Here is a 19,260-nt window from a genome sequence, read left to right on the forward strand (position 1 = left end):
AGGCACTGACCTGTGCGCCCCGAGCTGAGCACGACCGAGGACGGCGTCGCCTACCGCGACCTCAACGGCAACGGCCGGATGGACCCCTACGAGGACCCCCGGCTGCCCGTCGAGGAGCGGGTCGACGACCTCCTCGGTCGGCTCTCGCTCGAGGAGAAGGTCGGCCTGATGTTCCAGACCGTCATCGAGGCGGGCACCGACGGGACGGTGCTCGAGCGCCCCGGCAACATCAGCAAGTCGGCGACGAGCACGGTCGTCCTCGAGAAGCACCTGAGCCACTTCAACGTCCACGCCCTCGAGGACCCGCGGATGGCGGCCCGGTGGAGCAACGCCCTGCAGGCGCTCGCCGAGCGGACGCCACACGGCATACCGGTGACGGTCTCGACCGACCCGCGGCACGCGTTCATCGAGAACGTCGGGGTGTCCTTCTCCGCCGGCGCCTTCTCGCAGTGGCCCGAGCCGCTCGGGCTCGCGGCGCTGCGCGACCCGGACGCGGTGCGGCGCTTCGCCGACATCGCCCGCCAGGAGTACGTCGCGGTCGGGATCCGCGCGGCCCTGCACCCGACGCTGGACCTGGCGACCGAGCCGCGCTGGGCCCGTCAGGCCGGCACCTTCGGCCAGGACCCCGACCTCGTCACCGAGCTCGGCGTCGCGTACCTCAAGGGCTTCCAAGGGGATTCGCTCGGACCGGGCAGCGTCGCGTGCACGAGCAAGCACTTCCCGGGCGGTGGCCCGCAGAAGGACGGCGAGGACGCGCACTTCCCCTACGGCCGCGAACAGGTCTATCCCGGAGGCCGTTTCGCCGACCACCTGAAGCCCTTCCCGGCGATCATCGAGGCCGGGACGGCCGGGATCATGCCCTACTACGGCATGCCGGTCGACCTCGTCGTCGACGGAGTCGAGATCGAGCCGGTCGGCTTCGGCTACAACAAGCAGGTCGTGACCGGGCTGCTGCGCGAGAAGCTCGGCTACGACGGCGTCGTCGTCACCGACTGGGAGCTCGTCAACGACAACCACGTCGGCGAGCAGGTCCTCCCGGCGCGCGCGTGGGGGGTCGAGCACCTCGACCCGCACGGCCGGATGGAGCTGATCCTCGAGGCCGGCGCCGACCAGTTCGGCGGCGAGGAGTGCGTCGAGATCCTGCTCGACCTCGTGCGCCAGGGCCGGGTCACCGAGGCCCGCATCGACGAGTCGGCGCGGCGGATCCTCGCCGTGAAGTTCCGCCTCGGGCTCTTCGAGAACCCCTACGTCGACGAGGACGCGGCCGCCGCCGTCGTGGGCCGCGACGACTTCCGCGAGGAGGGGTATGCCGCCCAGGCCCGTTCGGTGACCGTCCTCCACAACGACGGTGGTCGGCTCCCGCTGGAGTCGGGGCTGCGCATCTACGCCGAGCGGGTCTCGCCCGAGGCGGTGGCCCGGCACGGCAAGCTCGTCGACCGGCCCGAGGACGCCGACGTCGCCGTCGTCCGGCTCACCGCGCCGTTCGACCCGCGCTCGGACCTCTTCCTCGAGTCGTGGTTCCACCAGGGCTCGCTCGACTTCCCGCCCGGCCTGGTCGCCCGCCTCGAGCGCATCGCCGCGGTGTGCCCGCTCGTCGTCGACGTCGTCCTCGACCGGCCCGCCGTCATCACGCCGCTGCTGCGGTTCGCCTCGGCGGTGGTCGGCAGCTACGGCAGCTGCGACGACGCCCTGCTCGACGCCGTCACCGGCACGATCCCGCCGGTGGGCCGCCTGCCCTTCGACCTGCCGCGCTCGATGGACCAGGTCCGTGCGCACGGCGAGGACGTGCCCGGCTACGACGACCCGCTCTTCCCCTTCGGACACGGCCTCGGGTTCGAGACCGACTGACCCTCGATGTGGCACCATCCTCGGGTGCTGCGACTGACCGATGTCATCATCGACTGCCCGGACACGTTGGGGCTGGCCGCCTTCTACGCGGAGGTGACGGGCCGCCCGGTCAAGGAGGGCAGCACCGTCGACTGGGCCGGCATCCAGTTCGGCGAGCTCGAGCTGGCCTTCATCCGCGTGGAGGACTATCGCGCCCCGCAGTGGCCCGACGACGAGCACCCGAAGCAGTTCCACCTCGACTTCGAGGTCGACGACATCGAGGCCGAGCAGCAGAGGGTGCTGGCCCTCGGTGCCACCCTGCGGCGGGACTCCCTCGGCCCCGGTGGCTACGGGTGGCGCGTCTACACCGACCCTGTGGGTCACCCGTTCTGCCTCTGCCGCAACAGGGGTGTCACCTGGACCGACCAGGGCCCCGTCTGGCCCCAGAGCGACTAGGGCGCGTACGCCGCGAGGTCCGAGGTGATCCGCGACCGCATACGGTCTCCGATCACCTCGACTCGCGAGCGTCAGCTGCCCCCTAGGTGTCCCAGCCGAGGGCCCAGAGGTCGTGGGCCGCGAGCCCGTCTGCCGCGCGGGCGAACTCGCCCAGCGAGCTGACAAGGCCGGCGCGTCCGGTCGCACTCATCCGGGCGAGGATGGGCCGGATCTCCTCGGCGCGCTCGTGCATGACGTCGCGGACCACCTGCTGCCCGGCGGGCGTGAGGCGCAGCACGAGCTGGCGGCGGTTGACCGGGTCGTCGGCGCGGTCGACGAGGCCGCGGGTCACGAGCCGGTCGCACAGCCGGCTCGCGCGGGTCAGGTGGATGCCCACCGCGTCGGCGAGCTCGCCGAGCGACAGGGACGGCCGGCTCCACAGCACGACCAGCGCGCGCAGGTGAAGCAGGTCCGTCACCTCGGAGGTGGCAGCCATCGAGCGGGCGGTGATCGCGACGAGAACCCGGCACGCGTCGAGCACCGCTTCGACCTCGTCGTCCCGGGGTAGGCGACCGTCGGCAGGCTCGCCACGGGTGTGCGCGGGGGTGTCCTTGTTCGGCACCGCTCCAGTCTGCCGCGCAACTCTTGCGTTCCGCAACTGTTGCGCGTAGAAAGAAAGGGAAGGTCTTCCGGTCAGGCGCCGCTGGCGGAGGGCTCGCAGGGGGCGAGCCACGGACTCGACGAGGTCCGGTTGCACTCGTCCACGACGACGTCGAAGGAGATCGAGATGGCCCAGCAGGTTGCCGACGTGGTTCTCTCCCGGCTGCGCGACTGGGGTGTGCGCCAGGTGTTCGGCTTCCCCGGTGACGGGATCAACGGACTGCTCGCCGCGTGGGGGCGGGCCGAGGACGACCCGCAGTTCGTCCAGGCGCGTCACGAGGAGATGGCGGCCTTCGAGGCGGTCGGCTACGCGAAGTTCTCCGGGGAGGTGGGGGTCTGCGCCGCGACGAGCGGTCCGGGCGCCATCCACCTGCTCAACGGCCTCTACGACGCCAAGCTCGACCACGTGCCGGTCGTCGCCATCGTCGGGCAGACCGCTCGCAGCGCGATGGGCGGGTCGTACCAGCAGGAGGTCGACCTGCTCACCCTCTTCAAGGACGTCTGCTCCGACTACGTGCAGATGTGCACCGTGCCCGAGCAGCTGCCCAACCTCATCGACCGCGCCATCCGGATCGCCCGGGCCCGCAGCGCGCCGACCTGCATCATCTTCCCGTCCGACGTCCTCGAGCTCGAGTACACCCCGCCCGGCCACGCGTTCAAGATGGTGCCCTCGAGCGTGGGCACTGCACGGGCCACGGCGTGCCCCGACGACGAGGCCGTCCGGCGCGCCGCCGACCTGCTCAACGCCGGCGAGAAGGTCGCCCTGCTCGTCGGTCAGGGGGCGCGGGGGTGCGAGGCCGAGCTGACCGAGGTGGCCGACCTGCTCGGTGCCGGTGCGGCCAAGGCGCTGCTCGGCAAGGACGTGCTGCCCGACACCCTGCCCTGGGTCACCGGCTCCATCGGCCTGCTCGGCACGACCGCGTCGTGGGACCTCATGATGGGCTGCGACACGCTGCTGACCATCGGCTCGAACTTCCCCTACACGCAGTTCATGCCACCGCTCGACCAGGCCCGGGCCGTCCAGATCGATCGCTCCGAGGCGTGGATCGGGATGCGCTACCCGTACGAGCTCAACCTCGTCGGCGACGCCAAGGCCACCCTGCGGGCCCTCATCCCGCTCCTGCACCGCAAGGAGGACCGCTCCTGGCGCGAGGAGATCGAGGGCAGCGTCGAGGACTGGTGGCGGACCGTCGACACCTGGGCGATGAACGACGCCGACCCGGTCAACCCGATGCGGATCTTCTCCGAGCTCTCGAGCCGCCTGCCGGCCGACGCCATGGTCGCCGCCGACTCCGGCAGCGCCGCCAACTGGTACGCCCGCAACCTGCGCTTCCACGGTGACATCCTCGGCTCGCTCTCCGGGACCCTCGCCACGATGGGTCCGGGCGTCCCCTACGTCATCGGCGCCAAGTGGGCCCACCCCGACCGCCCTGCCATCGCCCTCGTCGGCGACGGCGCGATGCAGATGAACGGCATGGCCGAGCTCATCACGGTCGCGCACTACTGGCAGCAGTGGACCGACCCGCGGCTCGTCGTGGCGGTCCTGCACAACAACGACCTGAACCAGGTGACGTGGGAGATGCGCGCCATGGAGGGCTCGCCGAAGTTCGCCGAGTCGCAGACCCTCCCCGACGTCGACTACGCCGGCTTCGCCCGCAGCCTCGGACTCGTCGGGGTCAACATCGACGACCCGGACCAGCTCGGGCCGGCCTGGGACGCCGCCCTGTCCGGCGACCGGCCGACCGTCCTCGACGTGCGCTGCGACCCCGACGTGCCGCCCATCCCACCGCACGCCACGACGGAGCAGGCCAAGGCGACCGCGGCGGCGGTGCTGCACGGCGACGAGAACCGTTGGGGCTTCATCAAGCAGGGCGTGAAGATGAAGGCCCAGCAGGTCGTGCCCGGCCTCAAGGGTGGTGAGTGACCGTGGCACGACCCACGAGCTGGCTCGAGCGCGCCGTCTCCGACGTGCGCACCGGACGCTTCGAGCAGACCCTCGCAGGCCTGACCGCGGCCGGCGCCGCCGTCACGACGGCCGAGATCTACCTGGCCCACGACGGCGCGAGCTTCGGCAACAAGCTGATGTGGTGGCCGGTCGCGATCCTGCCCGCCGCCGTGCCGGCGGGTGTGGCCGGCGTCTTCTCCAAGCGCGCCGCCCACACCGTGCTGCCCGTCGCCTCGGCGCTCATCGTCGCCAACGGCCTGCAGGGCACGTGGCTGCACTGGCGCGGTGTCGCACAGCGCCCCGGGGGTGTCACCCGCTACAACCTCGAGGCCGGTCCGCCACTTTTCGCCCCGCTGCTGGCCACCGTCGTCGGTGGCATGGGCCTGCTCGCGGCCGTGCTCCGGCGTGAGGACCGGGCCCCACGCCACGGCAGGCCGCGAGCCGGCCGTTCCCTCCGAGCGGGACGGCGGCGCTGATGCCGTACCGGGCCCCGCACCGCCGGGCGGTCACGCCGCAGGGGCGCGGTCGCTTCCCCGGCTTCGACGTGCTCGACTCGGTCGACGACTGGGACGACGTCACGGCCGGCGTCGTGCTCGCCCGCCTGGCCCACCCGTCCGACCTGGCCTTCTTCACCCCGCACGAGGTCTCCGTCGCGGCGCCGCTGCTCGACCTGCTCCTCGACCAGGACGCGGAGCCCCGCGTGCCGGTGCTCGAGCTGCTCGACGCCCGCCTGGCCGTCGGTGAGACCGACGGCTGGCACTACGACGACCTCCCCGAGGACGGCGAGGCGTGGCGGCACACCCTGTCCTGGCTCGACGACGACGCGAGGGCGCACTTCGACAGCGCCGGGTTCGGCGAGCTCGACGCGAGCCGGCAGGCCGCGCTCGTCCAGGACGTCCAGGACCGATCCTCCGCCGGCAAGCAGTGGCACGGCGTCTCCGCCGAGCGCGTGTGGAGCCTGTGGACGCGGTATGCGTGCACGGCCTTCTACTCGCACCCGTGGGCCTGGAACGAGATCGGCTTCCCCGGCCCCGCCTACCCGCGGGGCTACGTCAACCTGGGCGGCCGTGAGCACTGGGAGGTCGCCGACGCCGTCGACCGGCGCCCCACCCCCTTCGCGGAGCGCGTCGAGGCGGCCCGCCAGCGGCACAGCGCTCTCGTCGAGGGCCGTGCGCTGGAAGGAGGTTCGCGGTGATCGGCCTGCCTAACCCGCTGCAGGGCCCGCGCGCCGAGCGGGAGGTGCGCGCCCGCAACGACTCCGCGTGGCTGCTGCCGACCGACGGCACGCGCACCAACCACCGCCTGCGCGACGACATGCGGCGCTTCGACGACAGCGACGAGGTGGACCTCGTCGTCGTGGGCGCCGGCGCCGGCGGCAGCGTGCTCACCCAGCGCCTGGCCCGGGCCGGCTGGCGCGTCGTGTGCCTCGACGCCGGTCCCTTCTGGGACCCGGACGCCGACTGGGTCTCCGACGAGCGCGGCTCGCACACCCTCTACTGGACCGACCCGCGCCAGATCGGCGGCAGCGACCCGGTGCCCCTGGGCTCGAACAACTCCGGCCGCGGCGTCGGCGGCTCGATGGTCCACTACGCCGGCTACACCCCGCGCTTCCACCCCAGCGACTTCTCGGTCCTGTCCGACGACGGGGTGGGCGCCGACTGGCCCATCGCGTACTCCGACCTGCGCCCCTTCTACGAGCAGATCGAGCAGGAGCTGCCCGTCGCCGGGCAGGACTGGCCGTGGGGCGACCCGCACTCCTACCCGCACTCGGCGCACCCGGTCGGCGGCAACGGCGAGATCTTCCAACGGGGCGCGCTCGCCGCCGGGATCGAGACCCGCGTCGGCCCCGTGGCGATCGCCAACGGCCGGTTCGGCCACCGCCTGCACTGCATCTACCGCGGCTTCTGCCTGCAGGGCTGCAAGGTGAACGCCAAGGCGAGCCCGCTCATCACCCACGCCCCCGACGCCCTCGCGCACGGCGCTGAGATCCGCCCCGACAGCATGGTGACGCGCGTCGTCGTCGACGACGACTCGGGCCGGGCGACCGGGGTCACCTACCTGCGGCGCGGCCGCGAGCACTTCCAGCGCGCCCGGGCGGTCGCGGTCGCCGGCTACTCCATCGAGACGCCGCGCCTGCTCCTGCTCTCGGCGACCGAGCGGTATGCCGCCGGGCTGGGCAACGACACCGACCAGCTCGGGCGCTACCTCATGGTCCAGGGCGCCCCGCAGACGTCCGGCCGGTTCGAGGAGGAGGTCCGCGCCTACAAGGCCCCGCCGCCGGAGGTGTCCTCGGAGCAGTTCTACGAGACCGACCCGACGAAGCCGTACCGCCGCGGCTGGTCCATCCAGAACGTCAGCCCGCTGCCGATCACCTGGGCCGAGCACGTCGTGGCGCAGGGCCACTGGGGCGCGCCGCTGCGGGAGTACCTGCGCGACTTCGTGCACTGGGCCACCATCGGCGCGCTCTGCGAGTTCCTCCCGCAACCCGAGAACCGCGTTACCCTGGCCGACGAGAAGGACCGCCACGGCCTGCCCATCGCCCACTTCTCCTACTCGCAGTGCGACAACGACCGCCTGCTCACCAAGGCCGCGACCGAGTCGATGGAGACCATCCTCGAGGCCGCGGGCGCCAGCGAGGTCATGACGATCGACCGCTACGCCCACCTCGTCGGCGGAGCCCGGATGGCGGCGCGCGCCGACGACGGCGTGGTCGACTCCGACCACCGCGTCTTCGGGATCCCCAACCTCTACGTCGTCGACGGCAGCGTGCTGCCCACGCAGGGCTCGGCCAACCCGGCCCTGACGATCATGGCGCTCGCCGCCCGAGCTGCGAACCGCCTTGCGACACAGGCGCGGCGGGGTCTGACCGAGCAGGAGGCGGTGCGGGCATGAGCGCGCGAGCTGAGCACCCGGCATACGCCCGCGACGACAGCGCCATCACGGGTGTCGGGGTCGCGGTCTACCGCTTCCCGACGCCCGAGCCGGAGGGCGACGGCACGTTCGAGTGGCACACGACGACGGCCGTCACCGTCACGCTCGAGGCGGCCGGCTTCACCGGCCTCGGCTGGACGTACTCGAGCCGGGGCGCGGCCGCGGTCGTCGACGACGAGCTGGTGCCGCACGTCCTGGGCCGCAGCGCCCTCGACGTGACCGAGGGCTGGTCGGCGATGCGCCGCGCCGTGCGCAACCTCGGCGGCAGCGGCCTCGCGATGCAGGCGATCAGCGCGGTCGACGTGGCCTGGTGGGACCTCAAGGCGCGGCTGCTCGGTGTGCCGCTCGGCGACCTGCTCGGCCGCTGCAGCGACGATGTGCCCGTCTACGGTTCCGGCGGCTTCACCACGCTCGACGACGCCCAGCTCGCCGAGCAGGTCGAGGGCTGGGCCGAGGCCGGCTGTGCGGCGATGAAGATCAAGATCGGCGAGAGCTGGGGCAGCGACCCCGCGCGCGACCTGCACCGCACCCGCCAGCTGCGCCGTCTCGCCCCGGAGGGCACGCAGCTCATGGTCGACGCCAACGGCGGCTACACCGTCGGCGAGGCGATCCGCGTCGGCGACCGGCTCGACGCCCTCGGGGTCGTGTGGTTCGAGGAGCCGGTCAGCAGCGATGACACCGAGGGCCTCACGGCCGTGCGCGAGGCGCTCGCCTGCGACGTCGCGGCGGGCGAGTACGCCGCGACCCCTGACGACGTCACGGCGCTGCTGCCGGTCGTCGACTGCCTCCAGCTCGACGCCACCCGCTGCGGGGGCTACACCGGCTGGCTGCGGGCGGCGTCGCTCGCCGAGGCGGCCCACCTGCAGGTGTCGGCGCACTGCGCGCCCTCGCTGCACGCGGTCGTCGCCGCCGCGGTGCCCAACCTGCGGCATGTCGAGTGGTTCGTCGACCACGTCCGGCTCGAGGCCCGGCTGCTCGACGGCATCCCCGAGGTGAGCGATGGGGCGCTGCACCCGCGGCACGACGGTCCGGGGCACGGCATGACGGTGAGCGGGGGTGCCGAGCAGTGGCGGGTCGCTTGAAGCTGCCGGCGGGGCTGCCGCTGCACGTCCTGCGGGAGTATGCCGTCCTCGCCGACGGCGAGCGCGGCGCGCTCGTGGGCCCCCGCGGCGAGATCGCCTGGCTGTGCGCGCCGCAGTGGCACGACGACCCCGTCTTCGGCTCGCTCATCGGCGGCCACGGGACGTATGCCGTCACCCCCCTGGACGAGCGCTACGTCTGGGGCGGCTACTACGAGCCGGGCAGCCTCGTCTGGCGCGGTCGGTGGACCGCCGACGACCGGGTGATGGAGTGCCGCCAGGCCCTCGCCTTCCCCGGCGACAAGGACCACCTCGTCCTCCTGCACCGGATCGAGGCGCTCCACGGCGACGCGCACTTCGCCGCGATCCTGTCCCTGGCTGCAGGCTTCGGCGCCGACCCGATGACCGACGTGCACCGCTCGGGCGACGTCTGGACCGCCCGCGCCGGCCAGCACCTCGCCCGGTGGACCGGCGCCGGCGACGCCCACTACGTGACCTCCGAGAACCGCCTCGAGCTCGCCATCGAGCTGCGCGAGGGCGAGACCCACGACCTCGTCCTCGAGATCGGCCGCGACCGCCTGCCGGACCGCCCGCCCGCCCCGGACCCGACCTGGTCGGCGACCCTGAGCTCGTGGAGCGACGCCGTGCCGAGCTTCGAGCAGACGATCGCGCCCACCGACGCCAAGCAGTCGTATGCCGTGCTGCGCGGCCTGACGAGCGCCACCGGCGGGATGGTGGCCGCGGCGACCATGTCGCTGCCCGAGCACGGCGGTCGCAGCCGCAACTACGACTACCGCTACGCCTGGATCCGCGACCAGTGCTACGCCGGCCAGGCCGTCGCCGCCTGTGGCGCGCACCCGCTCCTCGGGTCCGCGGTCACCTTCGTCTCCGGGGCGCTGCTCGAGCACGGCAACGACCTGCGCCCGGCGTACACCGTCGACGGCGGCCTGGTGCCGGACGAGCGGCAGCTCGACCTGCCCGGCTACCCCGGCGGCAAGGACGTCGTCGGCAACTGGGTCAACCAGCAGTTCCAGCTCGACACGCTCGGCGAGTCGCTGCTGCTCCTCGCCGCCGCCGAGCGCCACGGGATGCTCGACCTCGACGGCTGGCGAGCGGTGGAGACGTGCATCGACGTCATGCGGGGGCGCTGGAAGAAGCCCGACGCCGGCATCTGGGAGCTCGACGACCGCCGCTGGGCGCACTCCCGGCTCATCTGCGCGGCCGGGCTGCGCGCCATCGCCGCCGTCGCGCCGACCGCCCAGGCGGCCGAGTGGGCCGGCTTCGCCGACACCATCGTGGCCGACGCGACCTCGGACTGCCTCCACCCGACGGGCCGCTGGCAGCAGAGCCCGCAGGACGAGCGCGTCGACGCCTCCCTGCTGCTCGCCGCCGTGCGCGGCGCCGTGCCGGCCGAGGACCCGCGCAGCGTCGCCACCCTCGAGGCGGTCCGCAGCGAGCTCGCCGACGAGGGCTACCTCTACCGCTTCCGTCACGACGAGCGGCCGCTCGCCGAGGCCGAGGGCGTGTTCCTGCTCTGCGGGTTCCACATGGCGCTCGCCGCGCACCAGCAGGGCCACCGCGCCGAGGCGCTGCGGTGGTTCGAGCGCGGCCGGGCGGCCTGCACGACGCCGGGCCTGTTCACCGAGGAGTTCGACGTCCGCCAGCGCCAGCTGCGCGGCAACCTGCCGCAGGCCTTCGTGCACGCGGGGATGCTCGAGGCGAGCGCACGGCTCGCCGACGGCCCCGGCACGCACCTGCACACCTGACCTGCCCGACCCCGGGCGACGACGACGAGAGGAAACCCATGAACGACACAGGGACCCACCGCAACCAGGTGGTCGCCGTGACCGGCGCCAGCGGCGGCATCGGCCGCGCGACCGCGGTCGCCTTCGGGCGGCGCGGCGCGAAGGTGGCGCTGCTGGCCCGCGGCACGGCCGGCCTGGCGGCAGCCGCCGACGAGGTACGCGCCGCCGGCGGCCACCCGCTGGTCGTCGAGGTCGACGTGGCCGACGCCGACGCCGTCACCGCAGCCGTCGACACCGTCGAGAAGGAGCTCGGCCCCGTCGACGTCTGGGTCAACGTCGCCTTCACGTCGGTCTTCGCGCCGTTCGACGAGATCGCGCCGGAGGAGTTCCGGCGCGTGACCGAGGTGGCCTACCTCGGCTACGTCTACGCGACCATGGCGGTCCTGCCCCGGATGAAGAAGCGGGGTCGCGGCACCATCGTGCAGGTCGGCTCGGCGCTGGCCTATCGCGGCATCCCGCTGCAGACGGCCTACTGCGGGGCCAAGCACGCCATCCAGGGCTTCCACGAGTCGCTGCGCTGCGAGCTGCTCCACGAGAACAGCCCGGTGCACGTGACCATGGTGCAGATGCCGGCCGTCAACACGCCCCAGTTCCGGTGGGTGCGCTCCCGGCTGCCGAAGAAGCCACAGCCGGTGCCGCCCATCTACGAGCCGCACGTCGCCGCCAGCGCGGTCGTGTATGCCGCCGACCACCCGAAGCGCCGGGAGTACTGGGTGGGCGGCAGCACCGTCGGCACGCTCGCCGCCAACGCCATCGCGCCGGGGGTGCTCGACCGCTACCTCGCCAGGACCGGCTTCTCGTCCCAGCAGACCGACCAGCCGAGCGACCCGGACCGGCCGGACAACCTCGAGCAGCCCGCCGACGAGCACCACGACTACGGCACTCGCGGGCCCTTCGACGAGCGGTCCACCGACCGGTCGCCGCAGCTGTGGGCCTCGCAGCACCACGGCCTGCTCGGCGCGATCGGTGGCCTGGCCCTCGCCGGGATCGCCGCGGGTGTCGGCGCCAGGCGCTCGCGGTGACGCGACGCCGTCGGGCTGCCCGGGCGCTCACCGCGCCGGTCGTGCTCGAGGCCGGGAGGGCGGCATACGGCCTCGTCGCGCTCGTCGCCCCGCACCGGGTGGCCGCGCTGGAGCTCCGGCGCTCGCCCAGCCGCCGCGCGACCCGGGTCGCGCGGCTGCTCGGCGCGCGGCACTTGGCGCAGGGCGTGGCCGTGCTCGCGGCCGGAACGGCCCGGGCGCACCGCCTCGGCGGCGGCGTGGACGCGCTGCACGCGGCGAGCATGGTGCCCTGGGCGGCGGTGACCCGCACCGACCGTCGCTACTACGTCACGAGCGGCGCCATCGCCGCGACGCTCGCGCTGCTCGAGTGGCAGGCGTCGCGCCGGGCGCCCCACTAGGCGCGCGACAGGTCAGCCGATGTAGCCCTCGACGGTGCGCTCGGAACGCACCTGCGCGTCGTCGGGGTTCTCCCCGAACTCGCGCTTGGCGCGGCGCTGGCGCAGCAGGTCCCAGCACTGGTCGAGCTCGACCTCGACGCTGCGCAGCCGAGACTGCTCCTCGTCGACGCTGATCTCACCCGACTGGAGCGCCGAGCGCAGCTCGTGCTCCTCGTCGATGAGCGACTTGATGCGGTGCTGGATCGAGACGTCGTCAGCCATGCGGCCACCTTGGCACGCGCCCGCGCCCCCGTCGAGAGCAGGGTCGACAGCAGAGTGGACTGTGGTGCGGCGCCTTGGAACACACCCGGAACGGCGCGCCCCACGCCGACCCCTCGGTGGACGACGATGGGGTGCGACGGCACACGGGTGGCCGTCGTCATCGAGGGGCGACCCTCCGCCACGGTCGAGGAGGACCGCATGGGACGAGCGACGGTGCGGCTGGACCCGGCCTTCACGGTGGGGCCGGTGCGGCCCCGGATGTTCGGGTCCTTCGTCGAGCACATGGGCCGGTGCGTCTACACCGGCATCTACGAGCCGGGGCATCCGGCCGCCGACGAGCTGGGCTTCCGCACCGACGTGGCCGAGCTCGTCCGCGAGCTCGGCGTGACCCTCGTGCGCTACCCCGGGGGCAACTTCGTGTCCAACTACCGGTGGGAGGACGGCGTCGGGCCCAAGGCCGACCGGCCCCGACAGCTCGACCTCGCCTGGCGCTCCGTCGAGACCAACCAGGTCGGCACCGACGACTTCGTCGACTGGGCGCGGCGGGTCGGGGTCGAGCCGATGATGGCCGTCAACCTCGGCACTCGCGGCCTGCAGGATGCCGTCGACCTCCTGCTCTACTGCAACGCCCGGCCCGGCACCAGGCTGCCCGACCAGCGCGTCGCGAACGGCCACGTCGAGCCGCACGACATCCGCGTGTGGTGCCTCGGCAACGAGCTGGACGGGCTCTGGCAGATCGGCCACAAGACCGCCGAGGAGTACGCCCGCGTCGCAGAGGAGACCGCCCGCGCCATGCGCCAGGTCGACGGCCGGGTCGAGCTCGTCGCCTGCGGCTCGTCGAACCGGGCCATGCCCACCTTCGGCACGTGGGAGCGGGTCGTCCTCGAGCGGTGCTTCGACCTCGTCGAGCACATCTCCGCCCACGCCTACTACGAACCGGTCGACGGCGACGTCGACTCGTTCCTGGCCGCCGGCGAGGACATGCACCGGTTCATCGAGGCGGTCGTCGCCACGGCCGACCACGTCGCCGCCGTCAAGGGGTCCGACAAGCGGGTCATGGTCTCCTTCGACGAGTGGAACGTCTGGTACCACTCGCGCTTCCCGGGCGAGCGCTCGCTCGAGATCCGGGAGGCACCGGAGCTGATCGAGGACGTCTACGACGTCAGGGACGCGGTCGTCGTCGGGAGCCTGCTCATCACGCTGCTCCAGCACGCCGACCGGGTCTCGATGGCCTGCCAGGCGCAGCTCGTCAACGTCATCGCCCCCATCCTGACCCGCCCCGGGGGCCCGGCCTGGCGGCAGACGATCTTCCACCCCTTCGCGCTCACGGCGAGGTATGCCCGGGGCACCGTCCTGCGCCCCGCCGTCGTCAGCGACAGGGTGGAGACCAGGGCGTACGGGCCCGTCGACGCGGTCGTCGTCACGGCGACGCACGACCCCGAGAGCGGCGACCTGACCGTCTTCGTCGTCAACCGGAGCCGCACGGAGTCGTCCGAGCTGACGCTCGACGTCGCGCCCCCGGTCGGGGGCGACCCGACGGCATACGTCCTCGTCGAGCACCTGGTGGTGCACGACGAGGACCCGTCGGCCACCAACACCGAGGAGCGACCTCACCGGGTCACCCCGCACCCCGGTGACGCGGCGGTCGACGGCGCCACCCTCACGGCGACCCTGCCCGCCACCTCGTGGCACTGCATCCGGCTCACCGAACGCGGTGTCCGTTGACGACGGGTCGGGGACGGGTCAGGTGCGGGCGGAGGCGAGCACCTTCCCTGTGCCGGTCCGCACCTCCAGCGACCGGATCTCACTGGGGGACAGGGCTGTCGCGCCGGTGACGCGGGAGTAGCCGGCGGCCGTCGCGCGCCAGGACGCTGCCGTCATCGCGCGCCCGGACCGGTCGACGACCCACAGGGCCAGCTCGCCCTGCGTCGGCATGTCCTCGCAGTCGATGTCGAGCTGGGTGCCCCAGCCACGCGGCACGAGCGCGATGTCCACGCGTACGCCGCTGCCCGAGACGGCTGCCGCCGCGACGTGCGTCGCCGGGAGCGGGGGAGGGCTCGAGGGAGCCAGCCGCGGGCCGAGCCAGGCGCCGCCGGCGAAGAGCACCACCGCGGCAGCCGCGGCGACCACTGCCAGCCAGCCGCGTCGCCGCCGCCGGCGCCGGCCCACCTCGTCGAGCAGCCGCGCGACGTTCGCCTCGTCGACCGGCTCGCTGCGCGGCCCGCGGTCACGGCCGTCCGCACCGGTCGCCATGTGCGGCCCGCCCTCCGGTCCCGCCAGGTCGAGCAGGCGCGGCAGCCCCGACACCTGGCCCAGGTCGGTCTGGCAGCGGCCGCACGTGCGCAGGTGCTCGCTGAAGGCGCTGTGGTCGTCGTCGGACAGCCCGCCCAGCACGTAGGCGCCGAGCAGCTCGTGCAGGTCGTCCGAGCCGGTGGTCATCTCGTCACTCCCATCTCGTCGAGGACGGCGCGCAGGTTGCGCACGGCGTAGTAGGCGCGGGACTTGACCGTGCCCTCCGGCACCCCGAGGCGAGCGGCGGTCTCGGCGACGGACAGTCGCTCGTAGTAGAGGCACCGCACGATCTCGCGGTGGTTGGGCTGGAGTCTGCCGAGGGCCTCCTCGACGAGCACCTGGTCGAGGGCCCGGTCGAGGGCGGAGTCACGCTCGGCCACCTCGACGAGCTGCGCCTGCTGCGGGCGCCGCCCGGCCGCGCGGTGCTGGTCGACGATGAGGTGGCGGGCGGTGGTGATGAGGTAGGCGCGCAGGTTGTCGGTGTCGGGCGCCTGCTTCCAGACGCGGAGGATGACCTCCTGGACGATGTCGTCGACGCGGTTGGCGTCACTGGTCGCCCGCCACACCACGCGCCGCAGCATCGGCCCGTGCTCGCGGTAGATCGCCGCGACCGCATCCTCGTCGAGCGGCATGCCGCAGCCACCTCCTCCTCCGGTCGTTCCTGTCACCGAAGACGCCGGCAGGGCCGGATCGGTTCAGCTCGGGCACGCCTCGCGCGACCCCTGAACCGTCTCATGGGGCTGGGCGTCATCGCAGGAGGACGTCGGTGCTCGGCGCCCTCGACGAGGAGGTCATCATGCGTCCCACCATCCGTTCCTCATCCCGTCCCACCTCCCGCCCCCGGGCGCTGTCCACGACGGTCATCGCGTCCGCGGTGCTGCTCGCCGCGGCGGCCTGCGGCTCGACTGCCCCGCAGCCGTCCGCGTCCCCTGCTGCTGCGGCCGGCGGGGCCGCCACCAAGGCGTCGGCGGCGTCATCGATGCACGAGGTCTCGGCCCTCAAGACGGCCTCCACGCCCCTCGGCGACGTCGTCACCGACGGCAACGGGATGACGCTCTACATCTTCACCAAGGATCCCAAGGGGACCACCAAGAGCGCCTGCACCGGGGCGTGCCTCGCCGCGTGGCCGGCGGCCCTCATGGGCTCGTCGGCGCCCACGGCGACCGGGATCACCGGCACGGTCGGCTCCATCGCGGCACCGGGCGGCGGCAAGCAGGTCACCCTCAATGGCCGGCCGCTCTACTACTTCGCCAAGGACCAGGCAGCGGGCGACGTGCTCGGCCAGGGTGTCCTCAACGTCTGGTGGGTGCTCGGCACCACCGGCGAGCCGATCACCGGCTCCGGCAGCTCGAGCAGCACCACCTCGGGCGGCGGGTCGGTCGGCGGCTACTGACGCGTCGCCGCGTCGCCCCGCCGTCGAGTCGCCACGCGCCGTATGCCGTCCGTCCCGGCTCGCGCCCTAGCGTGGGGGCCATGTGCCCTCCCGCCATGCCGAACCCGGCCCAGCACCCCGTGACCGGCGGCCTCTTCCTCTCCCCGGTGCCCGCCGGCTCGGGGTGGCCGGGTGACCCCGCGACGGCCGACACGCCGGTCGCCAGCACCCCGGCGCAGGTGCGTCGGCTCGCGAAGGGAGCGGACGGCATACCCGAGCTCGATGCCCGTGTCAGCGTGTGCCGCGCATGCCCGCGGCTCGTCGCATGGCGCGAGTCGGTGGCGACCGAGGGGCGGCGGGCGGCCTTCGCCGACCAGCCGTACTGGGGCCGACCCGGTCCGTCGTTCGGCGACCCCGACGCGGACGTCCTCATCGTCGGGCTCGCGCCGGCGGCGAACGGCACCAACCGAACCGGACGGATGTTCACCGGCGACCGCTCCGGCGACTGGTTGTATGCCGCCCTCCACCGCGGCGGCTACGCGAGCCAGCCGACGTCGGTGGCCGCGGGCGACGGGCTCGTGCTGACCGGCATCCGCATCGTGGCGACGGTGCGCTGCGCGCCCCCGGCGAACAAGCCGACGACCGAGGAGCGCGAGGCCTGCGCAGGGTGGCTCGACCGGGACCTCGAGCTGTCCGAGCCGCGGCTGCGCTCGATGCTCGCGCTCGGCTCGATCGCGTGGGAGGCCGCCCTGGGTGCCGCGCGCCGTCGCGGATGGCTGGTGCCGCGCCCCAAGCCGAGGTTCGGCCACGGCGCCGAGACGGTGCTGCGGACCACCGCGGGTCACCCCGTCCGGCTCGTGGGCAGCTACCACGTGAGCCAGCAGAACACCTTCACCGGCAAGCTGACCGAGTCGATGCTCGACGAGGTCATTGCCCGCCTGTGACGAGCTGAGTAGCGGCACGGATGCCGATCGTGGCGGCGTGCGCGACGGTGGGCGTGTGGCACGACGCAACCTCCTTCCGTATGCCGTCGCCCTGGGCCTGTTGTGGGGCGTACCGGTCAACCTCGTGATCCTGCTGCACCTGGTGCTGCCCGACCACAATGCCTCGGGCCAGTGCACCGGCATCGGCTTCGGCTGCACGCTGCCTCCGTCCGAGGGCGTGGTCCTCCTCGGCTACCTCGCGGCTCTGCCGCTCTTCGTCCTGGGACTTGTCGCCTGCATCGTGATCGCCGCCGTCCAGTCCCGGCGACGGCTCAGGGCGCCAGGAGGCTCAGCGGACTGATGCCGAGCACGAGGAGCAGGGCACTCGCACCGACGACGCCGCCGATCCCGGCCGCGAGCAAGGCGGTGATCCAGGCGGCCCACTGCCGAGCAGCGGTGCGCAGCAGCAGCCAGAGCATCGCGCAGGTCGCGGCGATGGCGAGGAGCGCGCCGGCGACGAGTGCCCGGACGTAGTCGTCGGTGTGCGGAGGAGCGACCGTGCCCGGGTCGAGGACCTGCTCGAACCCGTAGCCGATGGCGTGCATCATCAGCGCGGCCCAGTCCAGCGCGACGAGCCCCACCACTGCCACCGTGACGAAGCCGGTGGCCCACAACACGAGTCCCGCGGGACTCTGCCGACGCGGCGCCCTCGGGACCGCTCCTGCCGATCCGACATCGTCGGTCCCTGTCACCTCCATGTCGCCAACCATGCCAGTGCCAGCGCAATCGTCAGGGGCATTCCCCTCATCTCCGGCAGCCCCGGCGGGGGCAGCGAGCCCCGGTGGGCCGGTCAGGCGCGGGTGAAGTCGACGAGGTGCCGGTGCAGGGGTGCGCCGGTGGGGGCGGGGTAGCGCCGGCCGAGGCGCGCGGGCGGTCTGCCGCGGCTGTGGGGTGCGGGCTCGGGTTCGGTGCTGGCGAAGGCCGCGAGGGTGGCTGGGGGCGGCGTGGATGGTGGGGGTTGGGGTGGGCCGATGTGCAGGCCGGTGTGGGTGGTGAAGGCGAGCCCGTCGGGTCGGGTGGGGTCGCCGGTGATGGTGAACTCGCCGCGGTGGTGTCCGTCGTGGTGGAACGGGCACAGGGCCAGCAGGTTGGTGACGTCGGTGGGGCCGCCGTCGCGCCAGTGGGTCAGGTGGTGGACCTCGAGGTGGACGGTGGCGCCGCAGCCGGGGAAGCGGCAGCCGCGGTCCCGGTCCAGGACGAGCACGCGGGTGCGGTGCGGGACGACGCGGTGGGTGCGGCCGACGTTGACGGGGTGTCCGTCGGTCTCCCAGACCGGGGTGAGGGTGCCGTCGCAGGTCAGGCCGTCGACGAGGTGCCGTGGTAGGCGGGGGCGGCCGGTGAGCCAGCCGCCGTCGGTGTCCAGGTGGACCTGGACCCGGTACCGGGCCCGCCGCGCCGCCCCACCGGTGGTCGACGCACCGGCGCTCGTGCCGGTGGCGTCGAGGGAGCGGATGGCCATCAGCTGCAGGGCGTCGGCCCAGGTGACCCGGGGCGTGCCGCCGTCGGCGGGACACCGGTTCGGGTCGATCACGTCGCCGTTGAGGGCCCGCCGGTCCGGCTCCGTCCCGGGCTCGGTGAGCGTGTGGAACAGGTGGTCCTTGGCCTCGGTGAGCGCGGCCTCGATGAGCGCGCCGACCTCGGCCGGGGCGTCGTAGCGCAGCCGGAACCGCCCGTCCGCGTCGACGCCCATCGACAGCCGCGGCGGCTCCACGGGCTCCCGCTCGACACGCTCCGGCTCGACACGGCCCGGCTCGCGCTCGTCCTCGTCGGTGCCGGGCTGGTCGGTGCCGGGCTGGTCGGGGTCCGCGGGCCTTGCGGGTTGCAGCTCTCCGGCGGCGTTGACGACCGGCTCGGGGAGGGTGAAGTCGTACCGGGTGACACTGCGCTGGAGCTGGCTGACCGTGGCGTGCTGCGCGAACGCGGCGACCGTCGCGTCGAACGCGGCCGGGGTGTGCCGGGCCACGACCGCGGCCTGGTCCAGGCTGATCCGCCCCTGCCGCAGCGCGGCCGCCGTCACCGGCAGCTCTTCAGACCGGCGCGCCACGAGCAGCACCGCCGCCGCCTGCCCGCGGGACAGCCCCGCACGCAGCATCAGCCAGTGCTCCGGCGAGCGCAGCCCGGCCGCCTGCCAGGACCCCTCGGCCAGCACGGTGCCCACGAAGTCGACCAGCCGGGCGTGCGCGTCGTGCAGGTCGGCGGCCAGGGACGCGACGTGGTCCCAGTCCTGCTCGACCCGCTCCGCGCTCTGGCTCATGTCCCAATCGTACAGGT

20 protein-coding genes are annotated in these 19,260 nt (G+C 73.5%); 14 read left to right on the forward strand and 6 right to left on the reverse strand.

All coding sequences use genetic code 11. The annotated features are described in order from the left end of the window. The first annotated feature begins 12 nt into the window (after positions 1–12). Positions 13–1,848 carry a glycoside hydrolase family 3 protein gene (locus tag ABD241_RS10695; RefSeq protein ID WP_344061800.1) on the forward strand — a complete coding sequence of 612 codons (1,836 nt, stop codon included), beginning with the start codon at positions 13–15 and terminating at the stop codon, positions 1,846–1,848. Positions 1,849–1,872: 24 nt separating this feature from the next. Next, entirely contained in the window at positions 1,873–2,283 is a 411-nt protein-coding gene (locus ABD241_RS10700; RefSeq protein WP_344061803.1) for a VOC family protein, read from the forward strand. An 82-nt stretch (positions 2,284–2,365) separates the two neighbouring features. Here the strand turns inward: ABD241_RS10700 and ABD241_RS10705 are convergent, their stop codons facing one another. Next, the gene (locus ABD241_RS10705; protein WP_344061806.1) at positions 2,366–2,884 is read right to left on the reverse strand and encodes a MarR family winged helix-turn-helix transcriptional regulator; all 519 of its coding nucleotides are present in this window, start codon (positions 2,882–2,884) and stop codon (positions 2,366–2,368) included. A 165-nt stretch (positions 2,885–3,049) separates the two neighbouring features. On the opposite strand from ABD241_RS10705, the gene ABD241_RS10710 reads away from it, so the two are divergent. The 8 genes from ABD241_RS10710 to ABD241_RS10745 are packed head-to-tail and all read left to right on the forward strand — an operon-like array spanning position 3,050 to position 12,081. Next, on the forward strand, positions 3,050–4,846 hold the full coding sequence (locus ABD241_RS10710) for a thiamine pyrophosphate-requiring protein (RefSeq protein ID WP_344061809.1): 1,797 nt from the start codon (positions 3,050–3,052) through the stop codon (positions 4,844–4,846). A gap of 2 nt (positions 4,847–4,848) precedes the next feature. Continuing rightward, positions 4,849–5,343 carry a hypothetical protein gene (locus ABD241_RS10715; RefSeq protein WP_344061812.1) on the forward strand — a complete coding sequence of 165 codons (495 nt, stop codon included), beginning with the start codon at positions 4,849–4,851 and terminating at the stop codon, positions 5,341–5,343. Further along, a complete protein-coding gene (locus ABD241_RS10720) occupies positions 5,343–6,062 on the forward strand; it encodes a gluconate 2-dehydrogenase subunit 3 family protein (protein WP_344061815.1) in 720 nt (239 codons plus the stop codon). Before ABD241_RS10715 ends, ABD241_RS10720 begins: the two co-directional genes overlap by 1 nt. After that, positions 6,059–7,759 carry a GMC family oxidoreductase gene (locus ABD241_RS10725; protein ID WP_344061818.1) on the forward strand — a complete coding sequence of 567 codons (1,701 nt, stop codon included), beginning with the start codon at positions 6,059–6,061 and terminating at the stop codon, positions 7,757–7,759. The genes ABD241_RS10720 and ABD241_RS10725 overlap by 4 nt, the downstream gene beginning before the upstream one ends. Further along, complete coding sequence (locus ABD241_RS10730; protein WP_344061821.1) at positions 7,756–8,880, forward strand: enolase C-terminal domain-like protein; 1,125 nt, start codon at positions 7,756–7,758, stop codon at positions 8,878–8,880. Before ABD241_RS10725 ends, ABD241_RS10730 begins: the two co-directional genes overlap by 4 nt. After that, positions 8,865–10,643 (forward strand): glycoside hydrolase family 15 protein, encoded by a 1,779-nt coding sequence (locus ABD241_RS10735; protein WP_344061824.1) that lies wholly within the window; start codon positions 8,865–8,867, stop codon positions 10,641–10,643. Before ABD241_RS10730 ends, ABD241_RS10735 begins: the two co-directional genes overlap by 16 nt. A gap of 38 nt (positions 10,644–10,681) precedes the next feature. Further along, positions 10,682–11,704, forward strand: coding sequence for an SDR family oxidoreductase (locus tag ABD241_RS10740; protein WP_344061827.1), 1,023 nt, complete (start codon positions 10,682–10,684; stop codon positions 11,702–11,704). Next, the gene (locus ABD241_RS10745) at positions 11,701–12,081 is read left to right on the forward strand and encodes a hypothetical protein (protein WP_344061831.1); all 381 of its coding nucleotides are present in this window, start codon (positions 11,701–11,703) and stop codon (positions 12,079–12,081) included. The genes ABD241_RS10740 and ABD241_RS10745 overlap by 4 nt, the downstream gene beginning before the upstream one ends. 12 nt (positions 12,082–12,093) lie before the next feature. Here ABD241_RS10745 and ABD241_RS10750 read toward each other — a convergent pair whose 3' ends face one another. Further along, complete coding sequence (locus tag ABD241_RS10750) at positions 12,094–12,342, reverse strand: DUF2630 family protein (RefSeq protein ID WP_344061834.1); 249 nt, start codon at positions 12,340–12,342, stop codon at positions 12,094–12,096. A gap of 198 nt (positions 12,343–12,540) precedes the next feature. Between ABD241_RS10750 and arfA the strand changes: the two genes are divergently transcribed. Next, the gene (gene arfA / locus ABD241_RS10755; RefSeq protein ID WP_344061837.1) at positions 12,541–14,067 is read left to right on the forward strand and encodes an arabinosylfuranosidase ArfA; all 1,527 of its coding nucleotides are present in this window, start codon (positions 12,541–12,543) and stop codon (positions 14,065–14,067) included. Positions 14,068–14,085: 18 nt separating this feature from the next. On the opposite strand, the gene ABD241_RS10760 is transcribed toward arfA, so the two are convergent. Further along, positions 14,086–14,781: a zf-HC2 domain-containing protein gene (locus tag ABD241_RS10760; RefSeq protein WP_344061840.1), complete on the reverse strand. Its 696-nt coding sequence runs from the start codon at positions 14,779–14,781 to the stop codon at positions 14,086–14,088. Then, positions 14,778–15,266 carry a sigma-70 family RNA polymerase sigma factor gene (locus tag ABD241_RS10765; RefSeq protein ID WP_142180731.1) on the reverse strand — a complete coding sequence of 163 codons (489 nt, stop codon included), beginning with the start codon at positions 15,264–15,266 and terminating at the stop codon, positions 14,778–14,780. Before ABD241_RS10765 ends, ABD241_RS10760 begins: the two co-directional genes overlap by 4 nt. Positions 15,267–15,400: 134 nt before the next feature. On the opposite strand from ABD241_RS10765, the gene ABD241_RS10770 reads away from it, so the two are divergent. The 3 genes from ABD241_RS10770 (at position 15,401) to ABD241_RS10780 (ending at position 17,290) form a co-directional block, all read left to right on the forward strand. Next, on the forward strand, positions 15,401–16,027 hold the full coding sequence (locus ABD241_RS10770; protein WP_344061846.1) for a COG4315 family predicted lipoprotein: 627 nt from the start codon (positions 15,401–15,403) through the stop codon (positions 16,025–16,027). 80 nt (positions 16,028–16,107) lie between these two features. Beyond that, entirely contained in the window at positions 16,108–16,950 is an 843-nt protein-coding gene (locus ABD241_RS10775; protein ID WP_344061849.1) for a uracil-DNA glycosylase, read from the forward strand. A 55-nt stretch (positions 16,951–17,005) separates the two neighbouring features. Continuing rightward, positions 17,006–17,290 (forward strand): hypothetical protein, encoded by a 285-nt coding sequence (locus ABD241_RS10780; RefSeq protein WP_344061852.1) that lies wholly within the window; start codon positions 17,006–17,008, stop codon positions 17,288–17,290. Here ABD241_RS10780 and ABD241_RS10785 read toward each other — a convergent pair. Continuing rightward, entirely contained in the window at positions 17,262–17,606 is a 345-nt protein-coding gene (locus ABD241_RS10785) for a hypothetical protein (protein ID WP_344061855.1), read from the reverse strand. The genes ABD241_RS10780 and ABD241_RS10785 overlap by 29 nt on opposite strands. A gap of 173 nt (positions 17,607–17,779) precedes the next feature. Next, a complete protein-coding gene (locus tag ABD241_RS10790; RefSeq protein ID WP_344061858.1) occupies positions 17,780–19,243 on the reverse strand; it encodes an HNH endonuclease signature motif containing protein in 1,464 nt (487 codons plus the stop codon). Positions 19,244–19,260: the final 17 nt, after the last annotated feature.

Source organism: Terrabacter lapilli (assembly GCF_039531305.1).
GTDB classification, from domain to species: Bacteria; Actinomycetota; Actinomycetes; order Actinomycetales; family Dermatophilaceae; genus Terrabacter; species Terrabacter lapilli.

Coding starts and splice junctions, on each gene's coding strand:
- ABD241_RS10710 (WP_344061809.1), top strand. CDS start 3,050: ATGGCCCAGCAGGTTGCCGACGTGGTTCTCTCCCGGCTGCGCGACTGG.
- ABD241_RS10720 (WP_344061815.1), top strand. CDS start 5,343: ATGCCGTACCGGGCCCCGCACCGCCGGGCGGTCACGCCGCAGGGGCGC.
- ABD241_RS10730 (WP_344061821.1), top strand. CDS start 7,756: ATGAGCGCGCGAGCTGAGCACCCGGCATACGCCCGCGACGACAGCGCC.
- ABD241_RS10740 (WP_344061827.1), top strand. CDS start 10,682: ATGAACGACACAGGGACCCACCGCAACCAGGTGGTCGCCGTGACCGGC.
- ABD241_RS10750 (WP_344061834.1), bottom strand. CDS start 12,342: ATGGCTGACGACGTCTCGATCCAGCACCGCATCAAGTCGCTCATCGAC.
- arfA (WP_344061837.1), top strand. CDS start 12,541: ATGGGACGAGCGACGGTGCGGCTGGACCCGGCCTTCACGGTGGGGCCG.
- ABD241_RS10760 (WP_344061840.1), bottom strand. CDS start 14,781: ATGACCACCGGCTCGGACGACCTGCACGAGCTGCTCGGCGCCTACGTG.
- ABD241_RS10765 (WP_142180731.1), bottom strand. CDS start 15,266: ATGCCGCTCGACGAGGATGCGGTCGCGGCGATCTACCGCGAGCACGGG.
- ABD241_RS10775 (WP_344061849.1), top strand. CDS start 16,108: ATGTGCCCTCCCGCCATGCCGAACCCGGCCCAGCACCCCGTGACCGGC.
- ABD241_RS10790 (WP_344061858.1), bottom strand. CDS start 19,243: ATGAGCCAGAGCGCGGAGCGGGTCGAGCAGGACTGGGACCACGTCGCG.